This is a genomic window from Cellulomonas sp. B6 (assembly GCF_001462455.1).
Classification (GTDB): Bacteria; Actinomycetota; Actinomycetes; order Actinomycetales; family Cellulomonadaceae; genus Cellulomonas.
In genome coordinates, this window is record NZ_LNTD01000128.1 from 1 (window position 1) to 24,713 (window position 24,713).

At 71.1% G+C, this 24,713-nt stretch carries 16 protein-coding genes; 5 read left to right on the forward strand and 11 right to left on the reverse strand.

All coding sequences use genetic code 11. The features are described from left to right. Together ATM99_RS11985 and ATM99_RS19710 are read left to right on the forward strand one after the other, a co-directional pair. Nucleotides 1-104 (forward strand): excalibur calcium-binding domain-containing protein (locus ATM99_RS11985; protein ID WP_150118275.1); only part of this gene is annotated, 104 nt, incomplete at its 5' end. 60 nt (nt 105-164) lie between these two features. Then, nucleotides 165-995, forward strand: a complete 831-nt coding sequence (locus ATM99_RS19710) for a nuclease-related domain-containing protein (protein ID WP_223305036.1) — start codon at nt 165-167, stop codon at nt 993-995. Between the two features lie 141 nt (nt 996-1,136). On the opposite strand, the gene ATM99_RS11995 is transcribed toward ATM99_RS19710, so the two are convergent. From ATM99_RS11995 to drmD, 6 genes are all read right to left on the reverse strand, one after another. Next, nucleotides 1,137-1,373: a hypothetical protein gene (locus tag ATM99_RS11995; RefSeq protein WP_062103157.1), complete on the reverse strand. Its 237-nt coding sequence runs from the start codon at nt 1,371-1,373 to the stop codon at nt 1,137-1,139. A 110-nt stretch (nt 1,374-1,483) separates the two neighbouring features. Then, the gene (drmC, locus tag ATM99_RS12000; RefSeq protein WP_062103145.1) at nt 1,484-2,197 is read right to left on the reverse strand and encodes a DISARM system phospholipase D-like protein DrmC; all 714 of its coding nucleotides are present in this window, start codon (nt 2,195-2,197) and stop codon (nt 1,484-1,486) included. Next, the gene (gene drmB / locus ATM99_RS12005; protein ID WP_062103146.1) at nt 2,194-4,245 is read right to left on the reverse strand and encodes a DUF1998 domain-containing protein; all 2,052 of its coding nucleotides are present in this window, start codon (nt 4,243-4,245) and stop codon (nt 2,194-2,196) included. The genes drmC and drmB overlap by 4 nt, the downstream gene beginning before the upstream one ends. Continuing rightward, a complete protein-coding gene (drmA, locus tag ATM99_RS12010; RefSeq protein WP_062103147.1) occupies nt 4,242-7,940 on the reverse strand; it encodes a DISARM system helicase DrmA in 3,699 nt (1,232 codons plus the stop codon). The genes drmB and drmA overlap by 4 nt, the downstream gene beginning before the upstream one ends. Continuing rightward, complete coding sequence (locus tag ATM99_RS12015; protein WP_062103148.1) at nt 7,937-12,034, reverse strand: DNA methyltransferase; 4,098 nt, start codon at nt 12,032-12,034, stop codon at nt 7,937-7,939. Before ATM99_RS12015 ends, drmA begins: the two co-directional genes overlap by 4 nt. Next, on the reverse strand, nt 12,031-15,168 hold the full coding sequence (drmD, locus tag ATM99_RS12020) for a DISARM system SNF2-like helicase DrmD (protein ID WP_223305041.1): 3,138 nt from the start codon (nt 15,166-15,168) through the stop codon (nt 12,031-12,033). Before drmD ends, ATM99_RS12015 begins: the two co-directional genes overlap by 4 nt. 176 nt (nt 15,169-15,344) lie before the next feature. Here drmD and ATM99_RS12025 point away from each other — a divergent pair, with 176 nt between their 5' ends. Continuing rightward, the gene (locus ATM99_RS12025; protein WP_062103149.1) at nt 15,345-15,722 is read left to right on the forward strand and encodes a very short patch repair endonuclease; all 378 of its coding nucleotides are present in this window, start codon (nt 15,345-15,347) and stop codon (nt 15,720-15,722) included. Here the strand turns inward: ATM99_RS12025 and ATM99_RS12030 are convergent. Next, nucleotides 15,692-16,876 (reverse strand): DNA cytosine methyltransferase, encoded by a 1,185-nt coding sequence (locus ATM99_RS12030; RefSeq protein WP_062103150.1) that lies wholly within the window; start codon nt 16,874-16,876, stop codon nt 15,692-15,694. The genes ATM99_RS12025 and ATM99_RS12030 overlap by 31 nt on opposite strands. Then, nucleotides 16,873-17,175: a hypothetical protein gene (locus tag ATM99_RS12035; protein WP_223305043.1), complete on the reverse strand. Its 303-nt coding sequence runs from the start codon at nt 17,173-17,175 to the stop codon at nt 16,873-16,875. Before ATM99_RS12035 ends, ATM99_RS12030 begins: the two co-directional genes overlap by 4 nt. Before the next feature lie 127 nt (nt 17,176-17,302). On the opposite strand from ATM99_RS12035, the gene ATM99_RS12040 reads away from it, so the two are divergent. Then, the gene (locus ATM99_RS12040) at nt 17,303-19,708 is read left to right on the forward strand and encodes an AAA family ATPase (protein WP_062103152.1); all 2,406 of its coding nucleotides are present in this window, start codon (nt 17,303-17,305) and stop codon (nt 19,706-19,708) included. Continuing rightward, nucleotides 19,683-20,870, forward strand: a complete 1,188-nt coding sequence (locus ATM99_RS12045; RefSeq protein ID WP_082659665.1) for an McrC family protein — start codon at nt 19,683-19,685, stop codon at nt 20,868-20,870. Before ATM99_RS12040 ends, ATM99_RS12045 begins: the two co-directional genes overlap by 26 nt. 13 nt (nt 20,871-20,883) lie before the next feature. Here the strand turns inward: ATM99_RS12045 and ATM99_RS12050 are convergent, their stop codons facing one another. The 3 genes from ATM99_RS12050 to ATM99_RS12060 all read right to left on the reverse strand — a co-directional run bounded on the left by ATM99_RS12050 (nt 20,884) and on the right by ATM99_RS12060 (nt 24,522). Further along, nucleotides 20,884-22,389, reverse strand: a complete 1,506-nt coding sequence (locus ATM99_RS12050; protein WP_062103154.1) for a hypothetical protein — start codon at nt 22,387-22,389, stop codon at nt 20,884-20,886. 150 nt (nt 22,390-22,539) lie between these two features. Then, nucleotides 22,540-23,187 (reverse strand): response regulator transcription factor, encoded by a 648-nt coding sequence (locus ATM99_RS12055; RefSeq protein WP_062103155.1) that lies wholly within the window; start codon nt 23,185-23,187, stop codon nt 22,540-22,542. 51 nt (nt 23,188-23,238) lie between these two features. Continuing rightward, nucleotides 23,239-24,522 (reverse strand): sensor histidine kinase, encoded by a 1,284-nt coding sequence (locus ATM99_RS12060; RefSeq protein ID WP_062103156.1) that lies wholly within the window; start codon nt 24,520-24,522, stop codon nt 23,239-23,241. Nucleotides 24,523-24,713 lie beyond the last annotated feature (191 nt).

Below are 24,713 nucleotides of genomic sequence, written 5' to 3' on the forward strand. Positions count from 1 at the left end.
ACTGCACCGAGGCCCGGGCCGCGGGCGCCGCACCCGTGCGCGTCGGCGACCCCGGGTATGCGTCGCACCTGGACCGCGACAACGACGGCGTGGGCTGCGAGTAGGGGGGCCGGGTCGTGCAGGGGGCTGCAGGGGACGACGCCGGACGCGGCGCCGAGGAGCAGGTGAGCCGACGCGCGCGGCGCGTCGCCCAACTACTGGACGCGCAGGAGCGCGGCGAGGCGGTCGACGCCGCCGTGCTCGAGAGGCTGCGCCGCGACCAGCGCGCGTGGGCTGCGGGTGCCGAGGGCGAGCGCCAGGTCGCCGACGTGCTCGCACACCTCACGCGGTACGGCTGGACCGTGCTGCACGACGTGCGCTGGCCCGGCCGACAGCGCGCCAACCTCGACCACGTGGCGATCGGGCCGGGTGGCGTGTTCGTCGTCGACGCGAAGAACTGGTCGGGCGACGTGCGGGTCTCGCCGGACGGTGTGCGGCAGAACGGCTACGGGCGGGACGCGGCCGTCGAGGGCGTCAGCCAGGCCGCGGCGGCCGTGACCACGCTGCTCGCACCGCAGCACCGGTCCGCGGTGCGCGGAGTCATGTGCCTCGCCGGGCAGCAGGACCAGCCGGTGACCACCGTGCAGGGCGTGACGGTCTGCGGGCAGTGGCAGCTGCCCGAGCACCTGCTCGCCCAGCCCGTGCGGCTGTCGGTGTACGACGTCGTGGACGTCGCGCGCCACCTGCACGCCGAGCTCGGCGCCGCGTCGGGGCCCGTCCCCACGCCCCGACGGGGTGGCGGACGGACGCCGCGGGGAGCGGCGGAGCGGACGTCCGCACGGTCTGCGGGACGGTCTGGCGGACGGTCGGCCGGCGCGCGGGGTGGGCGGTCCGCCGTCGACAGGCGACGACGACGGAGGGCCTCGCTCGGTGGGGCGCTGACCCGGCTCGTCCTCTGGCTCGGGGCGGTCTTGTTCGTCGTGAACGTGGTGCTGCCGCGCATGCTCGCGGGCTGACGCCGGCGCGCCAGTCCGCTTCGTCCGTCGATGCGGCCGCCGCAGCACGAGGGGCAGAAGCACATCGCCGCGCGACTGAGGCGAGGTCGGCGGCCAGGGTCACGGGTCCGCACGTTGCACGCCTACCGATTCAGCTGCGGCCTAGGTCAGTCGCCACGGCTCACCCCGCTTGTTCTGAGCCAGGCGCCCTTCCTTGCGGAGGTTGGTCGCTGCCCATCGAAGGTCGTACTGCCAGGTGTAGACGAGGTCCCCGGAGGCTTCGATGTCGCGCTGGTGCGCCCGCCACACTTCTCGGCTGACGTCAATGACCGTCGCCGATCCTCCGAGCGTGCGCAGGGCCTCGACCAACCAGTCGCGAAGGACGTCACGCGCAGCCATGCAGGTGAGCTTTGCGCAGAGGGTGCTGGGAAGCCACTCGGCTCCGCCCTGTTCACCCGCCTGCCTGCGCAATCAACCGAACTGCCGCGGTCTCGACCGGTGCAGGGCGGTCACTCCACCTGTCTCAGATGCGCCGATGCCACCAGGTCGGCCACACGCCTCGAGACCCGGCCTGCGACAGCGGGATCATCGAGGAGCACGCCGGCTTCCAGATGGCGCTCGACAGCCGCGACAGAGAGGTTGGCGCTCGTCACCAGGGTGAAGCGTCCGTCAATGACGAGGATCTTCGAGTGCTGAAGGCCGACCTGACCTCGCACCTCGTGGTGATACCCGTAGACGGTCGCCCTCGGCACGGCGCGCCCGAGCGCACGCGCGGTCTCCGCGCGCTCGATGACATCGACGACGAGAGTGATCGCCACCTTGCGCTGTGCGGCCCGCCGCAGGGCCTGGACGAAGGGCGCGCCCTTCGATCCGGAGTACGTCGACGCAAGGATGCTCTCTTCCGCGTCATCGATGAGGCGGACGATGGCCTCGGTTGTCCGGACCGAATCTCCCTGCAGCTGCGGCCCGCTCCAGACGACCACAGGAGGCTCCGGTCGGTCCTCGGCGGCGTCAGCGATCACCCGCAACGCGGCAGCGAGCGCGGTCGAGTTCCCGAAAGATCTCACCACCGCCGCGAGCGCGGCTCCGACCGCTGGTGCCCGGTCGGGCGCCACCTCGCGGGCAGCTCGCCGCGCGCGGCCGGTCACCTCGAGGCTCGCCGCGACACGGCGAAGCTCGCTGGGTGTCAGCAGACCGACGAGCGCTGCGAGGTTGTCCTTCATCCCAGCACCATGGCGTCGAGGAGCCCGTCGACCCCCTGCCCCGCGTAGAGCGTCCGCAGGAGGCGCCGGTCGAGGAACCTGTTGGCGTTCTCGCACGACGTCTCCGAGTTGAAGACGCAGAAGTGGCAGGCGGCACCGTGGAGAAAGTCCTCGTCCGGGCCGGGCGTGCGGTGCGAGCAGACCGGATCGGACGAGCAGCGGGACGCCTTGTGCAGTGCCCGCGTGACCAGGTCACCGAGTCGCTTCGGGTCCGACAGCTCGACGAGGCCACCAAGCGTGCCCTCGCTGTCGGGCGAGGTGGTCGAGATGAGGAAGCCCGCAGCCGCCTCGCGGTCCTCGTCCGCGCGCCATGCGTAAATGCGCTCGGTGAGCGACGCGGACCCGTAGCCAGAGTCCATCGCCATCTGGCGGATGAGGAGGTGAGCGAGGGTGTGGACGGCCCAGAACCGCGGCGGCTCGAACCGCTCCGCCGCGTTCACGGGTGCGGACGCACTGGTGCGGCGCTTGACGTTGAGCTCGTGCGCACGCCGGTGCGCTTCCCAGAACGGCGCCGGGAGCACGCTCTCCTCCCACGGGCCCACGACGTCCTCGCGGAGACGGATGAACACCCCCTCCCCGTGGTCCTCCGTCGCCGGGACCCACCGGGGGCGTCGTCGCGAGATCGGGGCGAGCCGAGCGGCGTCGTCGATACGGTCGAACGAGTCGACACGTGTGAACCCGACGAAGGCGTTCACCTTCTTCAACCGGTCGACCGCCGCCACGGTCCGGACCACCGGACCGAGCAAGGCGGGGGGTGCGACGTCCCGGATGCGGAAGTCGCTCTGGCGCGCGTGCTTGGCGAAGTCCTTGGGTCGGACGAGCGTGCGCCACTCGGGGAGCCTGAGCTCCACCGCCGTGTAGGGGGTGGTCCGCCCCGTGTCCGGCACACCACCCTCGGAGAGCATCGTGATCGCCGCCATGACGACGTCGTCAGGCACGTCCGCGAGGTCCAGTCCCGCGCTCTGCTGGACGAACGCCTTGAACATCGGGACCACCGCCTCCGACGTCACCATCGCTCGCTGATCGGCGGGGACGCCCTGGAGCCGCGCGGCGACGTCGGTGACGGTGAGCTCGACGCTCTCCGGCACCACGAGGAGGCTGACCGTCGCGGGGAACCACTGGTTCGCGGCTCCGAGCAGCATGAACCGCGTCTCGGCCTGGCACTTCTCGAAGGTCCCGAGATGGGGGTGGCGTCCCCGGCACCGCGGCATGCGCTCGGCGCCCGCGGTCCCGGTGAGCTCGCGCATGGAACGCCGCTCGCCGCACGTGACGCAGTGGATGTGGACCTCGGGGCCGAGGTTGCTGCGCCACTCGAGCATCCGCAGCTGTGTCCGGGGGTTCGGGATGCCCGCCATCTTCGAGCACGTCCACCCCGCACCCTGGGCACGGTGCACGTACGCCCAGTAGGGGAACTCGTCCAGGTGCCCGGCGAGGCAGGCGACCAGGTAGCGGGCGGGAACCGCGGGGCTGCGCCGCGGCTTGGCGGTGCCCTTGCGTCCGCGGCAGCCCTCGTGCTCGAACCGCGCCTTGTCCGGCCGGCGCTTGATGGTGTTGACGAAGGTGAAGGTTCCGCCCTGGCCGTCGAACGGAGCCAGGATGTCGCAACCGGTGCACCGCAACCACCGAGGGAACACCGCGGCCGGCACGCCGATGGTGGAATACCCGTCCGGCCCGGTCTCCTCGCGCGGCGGCCTACGTAGCTCGGTGACCTGACGTCCGATCTGCGCCTTGACCGCCTCGACCAGGCGCGGTTCGGAGACCTGGAAGACCTTGCCGAGCCGCTGGTAGGCGAGCTCCCACGCGTCGAGGCCCTGTGGCATGACGGCGACGTGCGGCAGGTCGACCGTCGCACCGATCCCTCCGGTGTACAGCAGCGCCGTGGGCCGCATGGAGCCGATACGCCCGTAGTTCTTGGGCGCGACGTCGTCGGTGTGCGCGTACGGGTCGAGCACGGCGTTCTCCGCGACGTACTCGGTCTCGGCCGGGTCCGCGGGCGTCTCCTCGATCACTGCCCCACCTCCAGGGGGAACTCCCACGCCGGCGCGTCAGGGGGTTCGACGTCCGTCACCTTGTCCTGCACGGAGCGCACCACGAGGTTGATCTCGGGCTGCACCTCGCGCATCGAGTTGGCGACACGGAGGTAGGCGTCCTCACCGATGATCGCCTCGTCCTCGGGACTCTTCAGCAAGCCCGGTACACCGCTTCGCTTGTCGTAGACCGTGGTGGGGTTCGCGGTGGCTTTCGCGTACCAGACGTCGAGGCGCCGCTGGAGCTTGTCCCGGATCGCGTCGACGAGCTCGTCGGCGCCGGCTGCCGCTGCCCGCTGTGCGATGACGTCGATGAGGTGCTCCACCGTGGCGTACCGGGTGGCGACAGCCCCGGCTCCGGCCTGCGGTGACAGGGACGGCGACGCCGTCACGTCGAGCACCCGCGCGACGGAGACGAGGACGCCGGTGAGCCCGCGCTCGAGCGAGGAGTCGGAGAACGGCGTGACCGACAAGGCCTCGACGTGGGCGTAGAACGTCCGGTGGTCGTGCTCGAACTGTTCGTAGTGCGCCATGTCGCGCGGGCGTGCCCGGTTCGCGAGCGTGACGACCAGCCCGGGTCGGGAGGCCACGCGCCCGACGCGTGACGACGCCTGGATGTACTCCGCGGTGTTCTTCGGCTGCCCCACGATGAGCATGAGCCCGAGGCGCCCGACGTCGACGCCCACCTGCAGCATCGACGTCGCCAGCACCACGTCGTACGGCCGATCACCAGGCCGGCCCGGCTCCTTCTTCCCGTCGCGTGCGGCCTGGGCCATGCGGGCGTGTGCGCTCGTGCTGTCGAAGTGCGGGTCGAACGTCACGGCGAGCCGATCGAGGGTCGCGGTGATCTCCGTCGAGGAGATGCGGGACGTGAGCTCGCCCACCTCGAGCCCGAACCGTCCGCGCGGCGCGTAGCCGCTCGTGCGGTCCGGGTTGGTGATGCGCGTCGTGACGTCGTCGTCGAGGTACCGCCGCATGCCCGCGAGCTCACGGGTCGCCGAGAAGTACCCGACGAGGGTCATGTACGGGTCTGCCGCCTCACCGTGCTCGTCAAGCAGTCGCTGACCCGCGAGCAGGAGGATCTCCGACACCCGGATCTCGGCCAGCGTCAGGCGTGCGCCGTGCGCGCACACCCCGACGTAGCGCCGGCCGGGGCTCTCCTCGCTGATCGGGACCTCGGCGGAGAAGTACGTGTCCCGGACGTCGAGCACCTGGGGCGGGAAGATCTCGACACCACGCCCGTAGAGCCGACGCACCTGCCCGAGCGCGTTGCGGCTGGTCGCCGTTGACGCGACCACCAGGGGCCGGATCGCGGCTGCGGTCGCGGCGTCAGGTCCGAGCTGCCAGCTGCAGAGCGTGTCGACGGCGACCTCGAACAGCCCCACAGCGGTGCCGAGCGCGCCCGTGATGAGGTGCAGCTCGTCCTGGATGATGAGGTCCGGCGGGCGCAGACGGCCGATCGCGGTGACGGTGACCTTGGGGGCAGAGCCCTTGCGGTTGTGGCTCGTGCGGTTGCACACCTCGTCGGGGGTGTCCGGGTGGACGTATCCGTGACGAGGGCACCGCTGGGCGACGTGGCCGAAGAGGTGCGCCGTCTGACCTTCGCGTGCGATGCGCGCGAACTTGTCGACGGTCGCGAGGAGGTACGTGGGCGGGTGCCGGTAGATCTCCTCGTCCGTCGTGAGCACAGGCAGGCCGTCCTCGACGAGGCCACCCTCGGCGAACGGGCACTCGGCGCCGAGCTTCGCCCCGCAGTGGACCAGCACACGTCGGCGCACGTCGTCGTACCGGATGTGCTGCTTGGGGCTGATCCGCGAACCGCACCACGGGCAGCGCTGGAGCTGCAGGACAGTGACGCCGTACGCCTTGCCCTCGGCGCCCCGCGCGTCCTCCACCTGCGCGCGTGCCTCAGTGACGGACTTGGGGCTGACGCTGGTGCCCACCCACAGGCCGATGCGGAAGGGCTCGGCGCCCCAGGTGTCGGGGTCGCGGCGTCGCTCAAGCTCGGCCGCGCACACGAGCGCCGTGGCGCGCTGGAACTGCTGCGTCGTGAGCAGACGGAGCGTGTAGCGCATGAGGACCGCGACGCCGTCGCGCCCGTCAAGCGGGCCGTCCGGGGACGGGACCTCGCCCTGAAGCCGCCGGATCGCGAAGGTGAACGCGGCGAGCCCGAGGTACGCCTCGGTCTTGCCACCACCGGTGGGGAAGAAGAGGAGTTCGGCCTGCGCGGCGTCCCCGCTGCGCAGCGGGGAGGCCGGGTCCGCGAGGCTGCCGAGCTGCATGAGGATGAACCCGAGCTGGAACGGTCGCCACGATGCACGGGCGAGCTCATCCTTCGCCATCACCTGCTCGGTCGCCTCGGTGATGGTCACGTCGGCACTCTCGGAGCGGAGCTGAGCGACCTGGCTGTGGACGCGCTGGTCCGCCATGACCCGGTTCATGAACTGGAAGGCGCGGAAGACGTCGGGGTCGGTCAGGAGCTCGAGGCCGGCCTGCAAGCGGTCAGCCACCCCTTCGGCGTCCTCGACCGCCTCGTCCGCGATGTCCTGCAGGTGGGGCGGGAGGTCGGCGACCTCGCCGCGCCGATCGACCAGCCACGAGCGGTAGCCGTCGACCATCGGACGGAGACCGGCCACGACGTCCTCGAGTGCGGCGCTGCCGAGGCGGTCCATGGAGACGACGGCGCCGGGCACGGCGGGCGCCATCGTCTGCGGCACCTCGGCGGTCGGCAGCCAGGTCGTGCGGACCCGGTGCGCGCGGCGCGAGCCCTCGACGAGGTCACGGACCCACTCGCCGTTCGTCGTGTCGGGGTCGACGCACGTCCACGTGGCCGAGCAGGTACGGCCGACCGCGAACTCGAGGCGGTCCCGGTAGAGCAGCTCGAGGCGCTGCTCCTCGCTGTCGAGCCCGGGTGCGAGCGCGTCCAGGGGATCGTGGATCGGCAGGAACGCCGCCGACCCGTCGGCAGCCACGACCTCGAGCTCGGCCTGGAAGAGCCACAGCCTGGGTGGCAAGGTGCCATCGGTGATGCGGCGGTTCTGCAAGGCGACCTCGACGACGAGCGTCTCCCCCTCTCCCGCGAGGACGTCCACACTCACCGACACCTGCACCACGCCGTTCTCGACCAGGACGGGCTCGTCGATCACCGCACCGGGGGTGAGCCGGTCCGACGCCAGGACGACGCGGTGCTCGTGCGGTGTGCGGTCGTACAGCGTCCGCACCCGACCGTTGTCGTCAGCCTCGCGGCGCGGTACGTACGTGCCCCATCGGGCGACAAGTGCGAGACCAGGTCCACTCGCGCTCACGCGGAAGCGCAGGCCCATCGACGACGGCGCGATGAGCTGGGACGCGGGTCCTCGGTCCTCCGATTCTTCCGGGCCGCCGCTGTCGGAGATCTCCCCGTCCTCGACGTCGGGGACGCCGTAGGTGCCACGTCTGTCGAGGACGGGGATCGTGTCGTCACCTGATCGCAGGTCGGCAATCTCGTCCGTTGTCGGTGCCTGAGCCGGCCCTAAGGCAATCCCGGTCCCATCCACCTTCACAGGCGCTAGGGCACCCGCCAGGTACCGTCCACGAGGATTGCCAGTCACTGTTTCTGTGCGACCGTCCCACGGCCCAACGAGATCCCCAGCGAGCAGTCGATGCACTTCACTCCGCACATGTCCCGAGGATGTCACGCGCGCTCACCCTCCGCGGGTCGGCGCCATGTGGGTTCATCAAGCGATAGAGAGAGAGCCGCACGGCGGTGGTTTTCCTCAAGTAACCGATCGAGAATCTCCGTTCGAGCTTGATGACTCACCGCCCAGCGCTCGACTTGGCGGTCGAGGTAGAAACCGTGATCAAGCGTCAAGTCACACCAACCGTAAGAAGCCATCACTGCCTCATCAAGCTCGGTGTGGAGGGCGCGCAGACGACCTACATCCCTATTCGAGACATCCGACGTGGCAGCACTGTTCACAAGGCCATATAGTTGCGTCAAGCCAATTCCACGACGAACCATAATCGCCCTACGTTCTCGTTCGACCTTCTCCCCGATCTCCGCAAGCTGTGACTTCGCCGGTGGCATCGGAAAGGTCTCGAACACGTCCGATGGGGTGTATCGGGGATCGTTCCGCATGGCCGACGCATACTTCAGCACCCAGGCAACGTGAGCACTCGAGCAAAGTACAGCAAGGTCCGCAAACGAGTCTGTCGCGAAGACAACACATGCGTCACTTATCACCTGGCCGGCCCGCACACGCACGGCTTGCAGCGTACGACTCACGCGCGCAATCGCCAGACATTCATCGAGCGGCGCCAGTCCGGCCTGCATCCTCGGACGGGGATTCCAGAACTTCCACCACTCATGGACCATGCGCGGGTACTTTGTGGCGTCTCCCCGAACACGCTCGGGCATGACCCGCGACCTAACTATCTCATATGCAGCTCCGTACTTTTCAGCCTCAGGCTGCTCCATCTCGCCGAAGTCAATAACGTAGCGCGAGGCTGAACAGTCCGGCCTTCCGTTCAGATCCTGCGCATTCAGGTAAGGTCTGATGACCTGATTAAGGCGAGCATCCTGGGCAATCAGACCTAAAGCCTCGCCGCCATCCAGGATGAACCCCTTGCCGAGGATTCCGACCCCCTGGAAAGCGACTCCGGCATTCTCGGTAAGCCGATTGGGCAACCCGCCGACACGAGACTCAGGCTGCAACAGTGCCGAGATTCGTGATACGGGGCGACCATCCAGGATGGACGGCACATTTTCATCCCGCCCAGTTCCAGGACTAGTCATCCAAAGCACCGAGTACTCCAGATTCGCCGAAGCGGCCGGCCAATTATTCGAGGACACTGCAGAATAGATCGAGAATCCACGGTCGAGGAGAGCATCCAAGGACACCTCCCGCGTAACGCCCTGTGAGATCGTGTTCGTGGTAATCAGCCCTAGAGTGCCCCCGCTGCGCAGGAGACCGGCGGCACGTAGGACGAAGTACGCAGCGAGATCAGCCCGCCCAGGCTTTTGAGCGATCTGCCGACTGAGAAACTCGCGCATATTGCCCCCCACCGCGGCGGGGAGTTTTGAGTCGCCCAAGAACGGAGGATTGCCGACGATCGCATCGAACCCACCTCGAGACATCGCCTCGGGTACCGCGAGGATCCAGTGAAGCGGATTCCATCGCTCCGAGTCGATGTCAACGCTGGGACGCAATCCTTTATCAAGGATTGCGGCGAGATCTCCCTTATCGCCGTGCTCGTAGCGCATCAACGCGAGCGAGAGTTCTTCGTAGACGCGATCGAGTTGCCGACCGGGCCGACCCCCGATCCGAAGCGCTGCCGCAATAATGCCGTCGGCAATCCCGCGCAGGACCAAGAGTTCAGCCGCCAATTGCGCCATCATTCGACGTTTGGCGTGGGTCGTTCGCATCGAGTCGCCGTCGGATACGGGTGTCGCAAGCTGAGCGCGGATGTCGGTGGCGCGTCGCAAGGCGAGGTCGATATCTGAGGTGAACCCCGGGTTTCGCAGGCGGGCGGGCGACGGGTCGATGTGCAGCCCGCGCAACTGCCGGAGTTCCGTGAGCCCGAGCAGCGAGTTGCCGCAGAAGATCTTGTCGTCGACGAACGAGAAGGGCTTGTCCCGGTCGAGCGACACCAGCCACAGAGAGAGCTTGCACATCTCGACGGCCATCGGGTTGATGTCCGCACCGTAGAGGCAGTGCGCCACGATCTCCCGGCGGGCTTCGATCTCCCGTCGGCGTCGCTGCTCGGCCCTGACGTCCTCGCGGGTGATGCCTTCGGCGTCCCACGCCTCGAGCAGCTTCCCGCCGAGGTACCGCGCCGCAGCGACGAGGAAGGCCCCGGAGCCAACAGCGATGTCCGCGACCTTGAGGTCGAGGATCTGCGAGGACGGGATGAGCTTCCACTGGCTCGTGTCCGCCGTCTGCAGCGGACCCGGCTGGTACACGAGCGGCTCGAGGGCGTGGAGCACGACCTCCTCCGCGAGCGCCCGCGGCGTGTAGTGCGTCCCGGAGTTGGCGCGCGAACGGGTCTCGACGACGACCAGTCCCCCGCCGAGAACGACGTACGGCAGTCCGCGCAGGTCGCGGCGGATCAGGTAGATGTACCCGACGAGCTCGTCGAGCAGACCCGTGTCCCGCACCACGGGACGAAGCAGCCGCCGGGCCTCGTCCTGCGCCTCGACGGTGCCGCTGGTCTCGTACGCCTTTGCGATCTGGCGGACCGTGCTCCCGCGCGCCCCTGGCTGGTCCTCTTTGAGCCAGGCGACCAGAGCCGCCGCGAAGGCGGCGGGGTCCTCGCCCGCGTCGTCGGACAGGTGGTGCAGCATCCCGAGCGGGATCTCCGGCTCGGCCCCGTCCTGCGGGCCGGACAGCCCGACGATCGTCTCGTCCCGGTCGGTGAACCGGGCGGAGTACCCGAGCAGGCCCTCGTAGACGTAGCCGATCTGCTCGACGTCGAGGTCCCGGAAGGACACCGCCCGCGCCTCGTTCCCGATGCGGACCTGCTGGACAGCACGCAGCACGTGCAGCATCACGCGGTCGTCGACCACGACCCGGAGGCGCCCCGTCGTGGCGTCGCTGGCGAGCAGCCACGCGAAGCGGTCAGGGTCGAAGAGCGATCCGCCGTAGGCCGGCATGCGCAGGTCCTCGAACGTCGCCCCCTCGTACAGGGCGCTGCTCGTCGCGAGCAGCCGGTGCCAGGTGTCGAACGACCCCTCGAGCAGCTCCTCCCCGTCCGCGGCGACGGCGGCGCGTCGGCGAGCATCCAGACGCTCGCCGACGTCGGAGATCGCGTAGGCGTCGCGGTACAGCACGCTGTCGGGGAGAAGCTCGTTAGCCTCGGCGAACAGCAGGAAGACGACGCGCATCATGACCGTCACGGCCGCGTCGTAAACGGTGTGCCCGTCCTCCGGGAGCGGTGATGCCTCACCGGCGGCCACCGCGTGCAGGTGCGACTCCGAGAACGACTGCACCAGGAGCTCGACGGCCGCGCGGACCTGCCGGCCGAGCTGGTCGGTGATCTCCTCGGTGCTGGCGACCGAGTCACGCAGCAGTGCGGGCAGACGACGCTCGGGGGCCCCGCCTGCCAGGGAGGTCATGCGCGTCAGGGCCCAGAACGCCGCTCTGAGGTCGGGCTCCTCCCGGAAGAGCGCCCCGTCGAACGTGCCGGAACCGACCGCGCCCTGCTCACTGATCCACACGAGAGCCCACCAGCGGCCGTCGGTCACGACGGCCACCGGGATGCCGCTCCCGCCGCTGGACCGGCTCGCGCGGAGGAGCGCGGCACCTCGGTCGATCGCGGTCGCGGCCCATCCGTCCGTCCCCGGTGCGGCGAGGTCGTCGGTCGGGTCGACGACCAGTAGCAGCGCTTCGGCCTCCCCGGCGGTCCGCAGGATCGCCGTCGGCCGCACGGAGTCCTCGCCGTCCAGCGACTGCGCCCGCAGGTCCGGCGACGGCTCGACGACGTACCCGTCCCACTCCAGCACCTGCCGGGTCATCATCGTCACCCAGGCGTCACGCTCGGTCAGGTACGCGGCCATCGCGGAGTCGTCGCGCGCCGACCGCACCCAGGTGGTCCAGGCCCGCTCCCACAGGCGGAAGCCCTCCGTGAACGACTCACCCACCTGGTCGACAGCCGCGTCCGGGCGGGGCAGACCGTCGCGGTACTGCGTCTTGAGCGCCGGCCGTGCGAGGAACGGCCCGTCGACGACGACGAGGTCGAGCCACGCGAAGACGTCGTCATGCCGTCTATGCCGGTGTCCCGGTCGCGGGCTCATGCGAAGCTCCCCTCGGCGTCGGCGGGTGTCAGTGCGAACACGAGCGCCCCGGTCAGTGCGTGGTGCTGCGACTCCTCGTACCGGGCGTCGACGGCGCGCCGTTCCCGGTCCAGCTCGTCGTCGAGGACGTCCAGCCGGCGTCGCACTTCCTCGATGTCACGACGCCGTTGCCGCGCGGAACCCTCGAGCTCGAAGAGCGACTCCTCGGCCTCACGCGCTGCCCGCTCCATCGCAGCGACCGACCGCTGCAGCGTCTCCCGGAACCGCGCGAAGGTTCCCTCGACCCGTTCGAGGTCGGCCTCACGACGATGCCGGAGTGCCTCCTCCAGCTCGCCGAGCCGGCGAGCGGCCCGGGCTTCCACGGCACGCTCGACGCGCGCGCGGAGTGCATCCGCCCCGTCCTCGTTCCACCGCTCCGCGAGCGCGCGCAGCACCTCGGGGCGCGGGGACCGCAGGTCGTGCCCGTCGAGCGTCGTGGCGAGCAGGTCCTCCGAGAGGTCCTCACCGAGGTCCTGACGTCGTCGCAGCCGGGTCCCGGCGAGGAAGACCTCCTCGTGCAGGCGGACCCCGCTGCCGCCGACCAGCACCAGACGCGCGACGGCCGCCACGAACGAGTCCCGGAGTCCGGGTACGACGACCGCGGTCACGCGCTGGACGGACGGCTGCGGTGACCAGAGCTCCTGACGGAGCGCCCGGGTCGCCAACCGGACGAGCGGGTGGCCGAGGTGGGCGTGCACGAGGTCCTGGCGTCCACGAGCCGCCTCCTCGTCGAAGGTCAGGTGCCGCCGCTCCGACGTGAGGGGGTCGTCCAGGTCCTGCACCGCGAGCGCCCAGGTCCGCGCCATCGCCGTCGGCGCGGCGAAGACGGGGGCGTCGGTGTCGACGTCCCCGGCGCGCTCGAGCCTCGGCTGCCCCGCGAGGCTCAGGGCCGTGTCGACCACGCGGTGGACGTTCGCCGGGTGCAGGTGCAGTCGCCTGCGGACGTCGTCGAGGCCCTCGGTGATGCGCGTGAGCTCCGCCGACATCCGGCGATCCCCCGCCAGCATGTCGGTCACCGCGCGAGCCGAGTCGTCGCGAGCCGGCCTGGCTGCCCGCGGACGGCGTCCCAGGAGCTCCTCCTCGAGGTCCGGCGCCAGGACGTCGTTCGCCGAGCCGAGGTCGGTGCGCACACGCTGCATCTTGTCCAGCAGCCGCCGCAGCAGGTCGACGTCACGGTCTAGCGCGTTCCGCCCGCTGACCGGTGCGAAGTGCCACGCCACTGGCGTCTCCGTCTGCCCGTACCGGTCGATGCGGCCGATGCGCTGCTCGAGGCGGTTGGGGTTGAACGGCACGTCGAAGTTCACGAGCCGATGGCAGTAGCGCTGCAGGTCGATGCCCTCGCCGGCGGCGTCGGTCGCCAGCAGGACCCGGACGGGGTGCTCCGACGGGTCGGCGTTGAAGCGCAGGCGGATGTCCTCGCGCTCCTCGGCCGGCGTCTGCCCGTGGATCACGGCGAGTCGGTCGGAGTCGTAGCCAGCGGTACGCAGGACGCGCTCGATCCACTCGAGGGTGTCGACGTACTCCGTGAAGACGACGACCCGTTCGTTGGACCACGTCCCCGTCGGGCGGATCTCCCCCTCGAGAAACCGCACCAGCTGGGTCAGCCGGGAGTCGGGCCGCGCCTCGTAGCTGCGGCCCCACGCGATGAGGGCCTCGAGGTCTGCCACGTCCTGCGCCGGGAGATCCTCCAGCACGCGGCGGCTGTCGGTGAGCGCACCGAGCTCAGGCTGAGCGACTCGGCCCTCCTCCTCGTCGGGCGCGGCATCGCCCCACAGGTCGTCGAACTCCGGCAGGTCGGGCTCGCGACCGTCACGACGCGCCTCGAGGTAAGCGGCGGCCGTCCGCGCGAAAGCCCAGGGTGACGAGAGGAAGCGCTTCTTGAGCAGCAACGCTGAGATGTCCGCAGCACGCGCCGGCGCGCCCGCTGCTGCGCGTCGCCGCCTGTCGAGCAGCGCGCTCAGGCGGTCATACATCTCCGCCTCGTCGTCCGCCGCCTCGACCGGTAGCGGCCGCACCTCCCGCTGACGGAAGCGATCGCCCGGCACGTCGGACTTCAAGCGCCGGACCGCGACCTCCGCGAGCGCGGTCCGATCGATCTGGGCGCCGCGGGCGAACCGGTGCTCGTCGATCATCTCCAGCAGTGCGGTGAACGACTCCTCGTACCCGTTGTGGGGCGTGGCGGACAGGAACAGGCGGTGCTCGCACCGCCGAGCGAGGTCGCGAACGGCGGCCGTCCGCTGCGAGTCGACCGCGTAGCCACGACGACCGGCGGCCTGCTGCGGCGCCGAGGGAGCGACGTGGTGCGCCTCGTCCACCACGAGCACGTCGAAGACCCGACCATCGCGCCCGGTCCGCCGGGCCGCGTCGAACGCCGACTGCAGCATGCGCTGGGCCCGAGGGCCGGGCAGCCACGACATCGAGACGATCACCCGCGGGAACAGCACGAACGGGTTGGCGTGCACGCCGTACCGACGGCGCACGTCCTTCATCGTCTCGGAGCTCACGACCTCGAACGACAAGCCGAATTTCTCGAGCATCTCGTCGCGCCACTTCAGCACCAGACCTGCGGGGCAGACGACGACCACCGACCGTGCACGATGACGCAGGAGCAGCTCCTGGATGACGAGACCGGCCTCGATCGTCTTGCCGAGGCCCACGTCGTCGGCGAGAAGCAAATTCGTCCGCGGGGCCGAGAGGGCGCGCCTGAGCGGCTCCAACTGGTACGGCTCGACCGCCGCCCCTGACCGGAATGGCGCTTGGTACGTCCCAGGGTCGGCTGAGGTAACTGCTCCCCAGCGCAGCGCATCGACGAACGCCGCGAGCGTGCCCGGGTCGTCGAAGCGGTCCGGGTCGACTTGTCGCGGGAGGCCGCGCTCCGTGACTGCTGCGCGTCCCGGTTCGATCTCCCAGACCACCCGGAGCTCATCGCCCGCGGCGTCCTCGCCCATCGCTTGCAGCGTGACGGCGTGCTGGATCTCGGTGACGTCGTCGTCCGCCGAGGAACGCGGGAGCGCCTGCGCGGCGACGTCCGTCACCACCCACTGCGCGCCACGGACGTGGACCATCTGGCCGACCTCGGGGAGATGCGTCTGCACGTCAGTCCTTCCTCGCACTCTCCGGAGACCCTAGCGATCGGAGCGGTCACCAGTGGCGCAGAACACGGACTTCACCTGCAGAGGCATTCTTGACGAGGTCGCGCCATGCTCTCCCGGTGAGCACTCCGGCACCTGGCGCGCACCCCGGACCGTCCAGCCCCGAGGTCTCTCGTCGCATGAGCGCACTGCGACGGCGGGACAACGTTCCCGAGCTGGCTGTGCGACGGCGACTTCATGCCAGGGGCCTTCGATACCGCGTCACCTGGCCGGTCCCCGGGCAACGCCGCCGCACCATCGACATCGCCTTCACTCGCGCTCGCGTCGCCGTCTACATCGACGGCTGCTTCTGGCACGGCTGCCCGCTGCACGGCACCATGCCGCGTTCCAACACCGCGTGGTGGGAGGCGAAGCTCTCGGCCAACAGGGCCCGCGACGCGTCCGTGACCAGTCAGCTCGAGGAGCTCGGCTGGACCGTCATGCGGTTCTGGGAGCACGAGTCGCCGGACGCTGTCGCCGAGCGGATCTACGCGGTCGTGTGTGCACCCGCCATGTGATCGACGTGGGCGTCCAGCGCTGCCATGAAGTCCGGGCGGTAGCGCAGGTTGCTCCTGCGCAGGCGGTCGCGGAAGCCCTTCGTCGCCCGCCACGAGAGCGGCTCCGAGCCGTAGCAAGTCAGGAGATCGCCGAGGTCTTGGACCTGGTCCGCGACAGGACCGCACGGGAACTCGGAGACGTCGACCGCCCAGCGTTTCCCATCCGACGTCCCACGGGCGGCGGTGGGCCACCCGGCACCCTCGGCGAGGAGCACACCGTCCTCGAACGCCTCCCGCAGCTCCGAACGCCTGGCCAGCCGCCCACCGATCCACCGGGCCACCGGCACGCTCACCGCGTTACCCACGAGCTTCCAGCGGTCACGCTCAGGAGCGGGAGAGGTCCAGCCCGGCTCGAGTCCCTGGAGCGACTCAGCCGCCTCGATCGACGGTCGCACGATCTGACGTCCCACCCGCTCACCGGGGAGCCAGATCGCAGGCGGGCTCGCCACCCGCACCGTCGTCCCCCCCTTCAGGGTGGGAGTGGCCCCGACGGCCCAACCCACACCTCGGTTGCCCTCCGTCCACGAGAATCCGAACGCCGTTGCCTGCTGGTCCGGTTCCGGTTCCCCGTGATCCTCCCCGAGGAGGATCCGCGCGGGGTCCATCACTCGCGACGCGAGGAGGAAGACGCGTCGCCGGCGCTGCGCTAGCCCGGCGAACCGGCTGTCGACCACGCGGTACGCCCATGAGTACCCCGCGTTCTCCAGATCGCTCACGATGCGGTTCATCGCAGCGCCACGGCCAAGGTGGAGCATGTTGGGCACGTTCTCGAGAAGGACCCAGTCCGGCCGATAGGCCGCGATCTTCTCCAGGACCCCGATCACCAGGCCTGAGTTCACGCCCGCCAAGCCCTGGGTGAGCCCTGCCTGCGAGAGATCGGTGCAGGGGAAACCTGCGGTGACCAGCGCCGCCCCGTCGAAGTCCCTGATCGCGGTGACGTCGTCCTTCACCTCGACGTCGGCATAGCGTGCAGCGAGGACGGCCCTGGCGGCGTCCCACCTCTCGCAGAACCAGGCGACGTCAGACACGCCAGCGGCAGCCAGACCCTGCTCGATCCCTGCGACACCGCTGAACAGCGAGACGGTAGCGAGAGGTCCGGAACCCGAGAACGTCACGAGCGGCGGAGCTCAGGAAACGCGGTCTCGATGATCACGATGAGTTCCCGCGCCGCGTCGACATCGACCTGGAGGCTCTGGCTCGACTTCGCCCTGCTCGCACGGTCGTCGGAGCCGAACGTCGTGAGGTGTAGCAGACGCCGGTCGGCATCGACGACGACTCGGTACTCGCAGTCCACCTCCGTCGGGTGAGGCCTGATGTCCTGCGTGGACGGCGAGAACGACCTCACACGCGCCATGCCTTCCACCTCCTCCGATGATCTTCGACGCCTCGCGGGCACATCAGCGGTCGCGATCAAGCCCGAGACCGAACTTTATCCCCGCGGTACGGGCATCCGAGTGCTCGCGCCGACAGGACACCGCCGGCATTCCACTTCACCCCACGTTCCGCCGTCGGAGCCTCCCGCCCCTGCTTGACTGTCGCCCATGTCGGCCACGCGCATCCCGTATCCGACCGCCCGCCCGGTGTACGCGGCTGCGGCGCGCTGGCGCGACGAGTGCCTTGTCGACGACCGGTCGCTGTTCAGCGGCGGTCCGGGCTCCACGTCGGACCAGGCCGCGGAGCTGGTGCGGGACTTCGTCGAGCGCCCGGACACCGGCAGCGGGTCGTTCGTCTCCAAGCTGTCGACCCAGCTGGCGACGTCGTCCCGCGGCGCGGTGCAGCTCGCCGCCGAGCTGATGTTCGTCCATCTGCTGATCGCCCGATCCGACGTGATCGGCGGCAGCAAGAAGCGTGCCATCATCGGCGAGATCCTCGGGTTCGCCGACGGGACCATCCCGCCGCCGAGCGAGCTGGCCCAGGCACTGGACGCCGGGCTCGTGCGCACCGGCACCGCCTACGGCACGTACCGCTGGAAGCTCTTCGGTTTCCTCGTCGAGGTCGTGGCGATGGTCAAGAGCCTCCCCCTCGACGAGCGCCGCGCGCTGCTCGACGACCCCCACCGGTTCAGCGCCGCGCTCGGCGACCTCGACCTCACGCAGGGCGCCCGGATCCAGCGAGCCGCCCTGGAGCACCTACTCTTCCCCGACGCGTTCCCACCCGTCGTCGGTACCGACGGGCGCCACCGCATCGTCGCCACGTGGCCCGACCTCGCCGGACCGGCGGACCTGCCGCAGTCGGTCCGGCTCGGCAACGTGTACCGCGGTCTCGCTGAGCGCGCGGGCGCACCCGATCGGTTCGTGAACCTCTGGCGCGCGCCGCACTACTGGGAGTGGGACACACCGCCCTCGCCCGCGTGGACGCGCGCGGGACGCTGGCTCGAGTGGACGTCCGAGCGCATCGACCTCGAAGCCGACGAGCGCGCCTACAAGCTGGAGGCGGCGCAGCGCCTCGTCGCGGTGCGAGACCTGACGCAGCGGGACGACGCGTCGTGGGCCGGCGAGCTGGCCCAGGTCTTCCGCGGCACGAACCTCGTCAACTACCGCGCCTACGACGACCTGCTGGCGTGGGTCAAGGCCGACCACACCGCAGCCCGCCGGGCGTTGCTCGCCCTGTGGACCGACCCCCGCACCGCAGCGCTCGACGACTTCCGGGCAGCGCTGCCGAGCGACGTCCTGGCGGAGCAGGGGTCACGCCTCAGCGTGTCGTCCATGCTCCGAATGGTCCACGGTGCGGACGTCCAGCCGCCGTGGCGGTCACGCTACGTCGGCCGTTTCGCCAACATCGTCGCGTACCGGCGCAGCGAGCCGAGCGCACCGGACAGCGAGGTCTACGACGGCTTCCTGGCGCTCCTCGACCTCGTCCTCGACCTCATGCACCGACGCGGCACCCCGCTGCGCGACCGGCTCGACGCGCAGGGTCTGATCTGGACCGCCGTCGACGCCGCCGAGGTGCCCGGGAGCACGCCGGCCGAGCTCGACGCGCTGCTCGCGTGGCGCAAGGGCAAGCACGTCGACCCGCCGTCAGCCCCAACCGCGCCTGACGGCCCCGAGACGACCGACCCCACGGCCACCGACGCTCCCGTGACGGACGAGAGCCTGGCGGACCTCGCACACCGGCTCCACCTCGACGAGTCGTTCCTCCAGACCGTCGACGAGCTGCTCCAGGACCGCAACCAGGTGATCTTCACCGGCAGCCCCGGCACGGGGAAGACGTACGTCGCGCGCGAGTACGCCCAGTGGCTCGCGGGTAGTCCCGACCGCTGCCAGATCGTCCAGCTGCACCCGTCATACGGTTACGAGGAGTTCGTCGAGGGCTACCGCCCGCAGCAGGACGGATACGTGCTGCGCGAGGGTCCGCTCAAGTCGATCGCACGCGCCGCCGCGGCCGACCCCGCGCACAGCTACGTCCTCGTGGTGGACGAGCTGAATCGCGGCAACGCCGCCCGTGTGTTCGGCGAGCTGTACCTGCTGCTCGAGTACCGCGGCGACGACGCCCGGCTCATGTACTCGGACGAACCCTTCCACCTGCCGGCAAACCTGTACCTGATCGGCACCATGAACAGCGCCGACCGGTCGATCGCCCTCCTCGACTCCGCCCTGCGGCGACGCTTCTCGTTCGTCGAGTTCGACCCGCAGCAGCCGCCGTTGTCCGAGGTCCTGCCGACGTTCCTCGCGACCCACGCGCCCACGCTCGCCTGGGTCGCCGACGTCCTGCGCGAGGCCAACCGCCTCATCGACGACCCCGCCGCCTCGATCGGCCCCAGCCACTTCCTCCGGAAGGACCTCACCGCCGCGCACGTCGAGCGGATCTGGACCTTCGACGTGCTGCCCACGCTGCGCGAGCAGCTGTGGGGACGGACGGCCCTGCTCGACTCCCTGACGCTCGACGCGCTGCGAGGCACGGGGGCACCCACGGCGGCGGCAGATGTCGACGACGCTGACGCTGACTGAGTGGCGCACGACCAGCGGCCTGGCCCTCACGCCCGCCCAGGTCCGGCTGCTCCAGCGGACGTTCCGGGCGAAGGTCGAGGCCGAGTCGTGGGCGGAGGACGGCACGGTGCGGTGGGCGGTGACCCCGACGAGCATCGTCGGCGCGGCGTCTGCGGACGGTGCCGAGGTCATGGTCCGACCGAAGACGCCGGTCGGCAACGTGCTCTTCCTGCTCGGGGTGGCCGCCGGCCGCGAGCCCGACACCGTCCTCGACGACGTCGTCCAGCTCGCGCACGTTCCCGACCTGACCTCCGCGGTGGCCGCGCTCTACGCCCGCGTCACCGAGCGCGTGCTCCAGGACGGCGTGCTGCGCGGGTACCGACCCGTGTCAGAGACACGTCACACCGTCCGCGGACGGGTCGACGTCGCCGAGCAGCTGCGCCGACGCCCCGGACGAGGGGCGCCCATCGCCGTCCGTTACGACGAGCACGACGAGGACGTGCTTGAGAACCGCCTCCTGCTCACCGCCGCCCGCGCACTGACCCGTCTCCGGCCACACCTCGACGTCCGGCGCCGCCTCCACCGCATCGTCGCTGCGCTGGACGACGTCACGCCGCTGCGCATCGACGGGCCGGTCCCGGACGTCGCCTGGACGCGTCTGAACGTCCGCTACCGGCCCGCCGTCGACCTCGCCCGCCTCGTGCTCCGCGGGTCCGGCCTCGACCTGGCGCTCGGCGACACCGTGGCCGTGGGCCTCACCGTCGACATGAACTCCGTCTTCGAGCGGTTCGTCTGCAGCGCGCTCGCAGACGTCCTGTCGGAGCGCGGCGGTCGACCTGCCCCGCAGGACACCACGTGGCGCCTCGACGAACGAGGCACGGTCCACCTCCGACCGGACCTCGTCGTGTACGACGCCCGTGGGGTGCCGTCAGTCGTCCTCGACACCAAGTACAAGGTCACCGACGGCACGTCGGTCCCCCCGCCGGATGTCTACCAGATGCTCGCGTACTGCACGGCGCTGGCGCTGGACCGCGGCCACCTGGTCTACGCCCGGGCCGAGGGCGTCCCTGCGCTGGTCGTGCGGCACGGCGGGCCCGTCATCGAGGTGCACTCCGTCGACCTCTCGGTACCGCCGGGCGACATCCTGCGGCAGGTCCGGGATCTCGGCTCGCGCATGTCGTGACGCGGCAGACGATTCACGAGCCCAGCGCCGCGTACGGCACGAACTCCACCGCCCGCTGGACCCGGTGCCGCAGCATCGACGGGGCCATCCGACGCTCGGCGTCGAGCGGCACCACACGCACGCGCTCGTCGTCGGAACCGAGCGTGAACACGCCGTCGCCGTCGTCCTCGACTCCGGAGACCACGCACGCGCCGCGCGGTACGTCGACCAGGAGCGTCCCGTCCTCGACGAAGTCCTTCACGACGCCCACGAGCACCCGCGCACCCCGCACGGCGACGAAGCCGTCACGCGCACCGACCGAGCGGAGGGCCGCACGCGCGACGTCGATGCCGCCGACGTCGGACATGCGCGGGATCGCGACGCCTGCGAGCAGCAGGAGCGCGCCGTCGTCGAGCCGCCAGCGCAGCTCCTGGAGGAGCCGCTCACGCTGCTCGTCGCGGAGACCCAGCAGGTCGGCCGGTTCCGGCACGGCCGGTTCGACTGCGGGGATCGCGGCTGCCACGGCCTCGGCGAGCTGACGCGCGAGCTCGCGGACGGTGCGCTTGGTGCGCGGGTTGAACCCCTTGCCGGGTGCGGCGTCGATGCGTCGGAGCCGCTGCTGCAGCACGGCGATCTGCTCGGCTGCGCGCTGCCGCCACTCGTCGGTCCGCTCGGCGGCGTCGGCGGCGATCTGCGCGGCGTACACCGGCGAGGACGCCGTCACCGCGGACGCACGCAGCAGCTCGTAGCCCAGCCAGCAGTCGGCGGCGGCGTGCAGGTTCACGACGTCACGGGCGATCTGGCCCGCCTCCTGCTGCAGCGCTTCCTGCCTGCTGGCGGCCTTGCCGCGCCCGAGGCCGTCGACCCGCTGCGCCAGCAGCCGCACGGTGCTGCGGCAGTACGCCTCGAGCGCGTGCCCGTCGCCGCGCAGCTCGTCGACCATCGTGGGCGGGACGTGACCGAGCTCGAGCGCCCACCGCGACTCGCGGATCACGCGGTCGATGCGCGTCTCGATCTCCGCCGACCGGATCTCGCGGGTCTCGCCGAGCAGCACCTCGACGCGCGCGGCGACCTGCTCGACCGCCTGCTGGATGCGGACGAGCTGCAGCTGGACGGCGGCCAGCGCGACGCTCGTGCCCATCGTGGCCGCCATCGTCGCCATCGACGTGCCCGCGCCGACGGCCGTGAAGGCGGCGTTGCCGACGATCTGGCCGTTCTGACCGACAACGGTGCCGAGGTTCCAGCCGCCGGAGGTCATCAGTCGGGCTCCGGCGTGCAGCTGCGCGAGGGTGTGCGGGGCGAGCTGCACGACCCCGTGCAGCTGCGCGATGCCCTGCACACCGGACCCGACGGCCGAGGCGGCGGCGCCCGTCATGCCCACAGCAGCGAGCCCGTGCCCCGCCTGCTCGGACGCGAATGGCTGCGCCAGCGCCGCCACCACCGCGCGCGCACGCTCGACGTCCGCGGCGAAGACGGCCACGCGTCCCCCGTCGTCGAGCGGGACCAGTGTCACGTCGGACCGCTGCAGATCGTCGCCCACCCGGCGCCTCCCTCGGCGCGACGACCGTTCGGACCGATGGGCCCCGTCAGACGGACGTCGACACGGGGATGGTGCCACGCGCGCACCCGTCACGTTCGGGACCTGCGGGTGATCCTGCGGTCACGGCGTGCCAGACGCTTCGACGAGCCCTCACCCCACCCCCGCCCGGTCCACCAGCACCGCGAGCTGCACTCGGCTCCCGACGCCGACCTTGTCCATCGCCCGGCCCAGGTGCGTCTTCACGGTCGCCTCGGACACGAACACGCGCCGGGCGATCTCGGCGTTCGACAGCCCTTCGGCGACGGCCCGCGCTATCTCGAGTTCCCGCTCGGTGAGCGTCCGCACCTTGTCCTGCGCGTCGCGGCGGCCCGACGCAGCGGGGTCGGCGCTGACCTGCGTCATCACGGTGCGCGCGGCCCGCGCGGAGAGCCAGCCGTCACCGGCGGCGACGGCTCGGACGGCCGCGACGATGTCCTCGGGCGAGGAGTCCTTGGCGAGGAAGCCGGCGGCGCCGGCGTGCACGGCGTCGAGGATCGCGCTCTCGGTGTCGAACGACGTCATGGCGACGACGCCGGGCGGGTCGGGCAGCGCGGCGAGGGCCGCGGTCGCGCGGATGCCGTCGACGCGCGGCATGCGCAGGTCCATGAGGACGACGTCGGGGTGGTGCGCGTGCACCGCGGTGACGGCCTCGTCACCGTCGGCGGCCTCACCGACGACCTCCAGGTCGTCGGGTCGCAGGATGGTGCGCAGCAGGCGCCGCACCATCGGGTCGTCGTCCACCACGAGCACCCGGATCATGCGGCGACCGTACCGACCCCGGCCGACACGGTGGGCCGGTCCGCGGGACGGTCAGGCGCCGGCCGCCCACGGCAGGTGCGCCCGCACGACGTACTCGTCGCGCTCGACGCCGGCGGTCAGCCGCCCGCCGAGCGCCTGCGCGCGTTCGCTCATGCCGACGAGCCCCGCACCGGCCGACGGCGGCACGCTCCCCGCGTCGGCGGGTGCGAGCGCGTTGCGCACGGTGACGTCGACGCCGTCGCCGGGTCGTGCCCGCAGGTCCACGTGCACGCGCGCACCGGGCGCGTGCTTCATCGCGTTCGTCAGCGACTCCTGCACGACGCGGTACACCGCCCGGGTCAGCGCGGGTGGCGCGGCGTCACCGCCGTCGACGAACACGGTCGCCCCGATGTCGACGCCCGCACCCCGCGCGTCGTCCAGCAGCACCGGCAGGTCGGCGAGCCGCGGTGCGGGCCCGGCGTACTGCTCGGCGAGCGTGTCACCGGCGGTGCGCAGCGTCGTGATGAGGGACCGCATCTCCTCGAGCGCGCGGTGCGCCGACGACCGCATCGACCGGGCGGCCTCGGGCACGTCGGTGCCGGGGTCGTCGGCGGTGACCTCCAACGCCGCGGCGTGCAGCGACACGAGCGACAGGTGGTGCGCCACTGTGTCGTGCATCTCGCGCGCGATCAGCTCACGCTCGTCCTGCCGCGTGAGCTCGGTGCGCAGGTGGTCGGCCTGCGTGCGCAGCTGCGCGGCACGGTGCGCCTCGTCCGCGGCGGCCTCACGCGCCACGCGTGCCGCGACGGACGACCGACGGACCAGCCCCGCCGCGACCGCGAGGCCGAGCGCGATGACGCCGAACGCGACGTACCCACCGACCGGCAGGTAGGCGCGCCGGCCCGTGGCCTCGTCGACCACGGACCACATGACGTCGGCACCGTCGCGCGACCAGTCCCGGGCGAGGGACGCGACGACGGCCGCCCCGGTCGCCACAGTGCACCCCACCACCGTGCGCGTGCGCTCCGACGCGAACACCCACGGCAGCGTGACCAGCGCCGCGCACCCGCTGACCGGGAGCACCACGGCGACCCCCGCGGCCGCGAGGCAGATCGCCACCGCGTGCTGGCGCCGCCAGACCAGGGCCACCGCCGCGCCGACGGCGGCCACCATGCCGAGGCCGGACAGCACGAGCCGCAGGCCGGAGGCCCCGTCCACGTTGCCGGCGAACGCCGTGTCCGCCATCCCGAAGAACAGCGCGACGACCACGGCGACCACCGTCCCCGCGTGCGCGAGCACGGACCGCCACCACGGTGCCCCACGGGGCGTCGTGCGGGTCACGGGGGCGTCGGGCATGGTCCGGAGCGTAGAGGCCCGCACCGACGACGACGTCGGCCGAACGGCTCGATGACGCCGCCGCCCGTCGTCCGTCCGGCTGGGCACGTCGAGCCGGTCGGGCGACCCGCGCGCCACCCCCGCCGCCGAAGGATCGGTGCCGACCGACAGCACCCACCCGAGGAGCCCCGTGATGAGCCAGCCCGTCCCCG

What these genes read in the sequence shown, in the direction of transcription:
- ATM99_RS11995 (WP_062103157.1), bottom strand. Translation starts at nt 1,373, where the DNA reads ATGGCTGCGCGTGACGTCCTTCGCGACTGGTTGGTCGAGGCCCTGCGC.
- drmC (WP_062103145.1), bottom strand. Translation starts at nt 2,197, where the DNA reads ATGAAGGACAACCTCGCAGCGCTCGTCGGTCTGCTGACACCCAGCGAG.
- ATM99_RS12015 (WP_062103148.1), bottom strand. Translation starts at nt 12,034, where the DNA reads ATGAGCCCGCGACCGGGACACCGGCATAGACGGCATGACGACGTCTTC.
- ATM99_RS12025 (WP_062103149.1), top strand. Translation starts at nt 15,345, where the DNA reads ATGAGCGCACTGCGACGGCGGGACAACGTTCCCGAGCTGGCTGTGCGA.
- ATM99_RS12040 (WP_062103152.1), top strand. Translation starts at nt 17,303, where the DNA reads ATGTCGGCCACGCGCATCCCGTATCCGACCGCCCGCCCGGTGTACGCG.
- ATM99_RS12045 (WP_082659665.1), top strand. Translation starts at nt 19,683, where the DNA reads ATGTCGACGACGCTGACGCTGACTGAGTGGCGCACGACCAGCGGCCTG.
- ATM99_RS12055 (WP_062103155.1), bottom strand. Translation starts at nt 23,187, where the DNA reads ATGATCCGGGTGCTCGTGGTGGACGACGACCCGATGGTGCGGCGCCTG.
- ATM99_RS12060 (WP_062103156.1), bottom strand. Translation starts at nt 24,522, where the DNA reads ATGCCCGACGCCCCCGTGACCCGCACGACGCCCCGTGGGGCACCGTGG.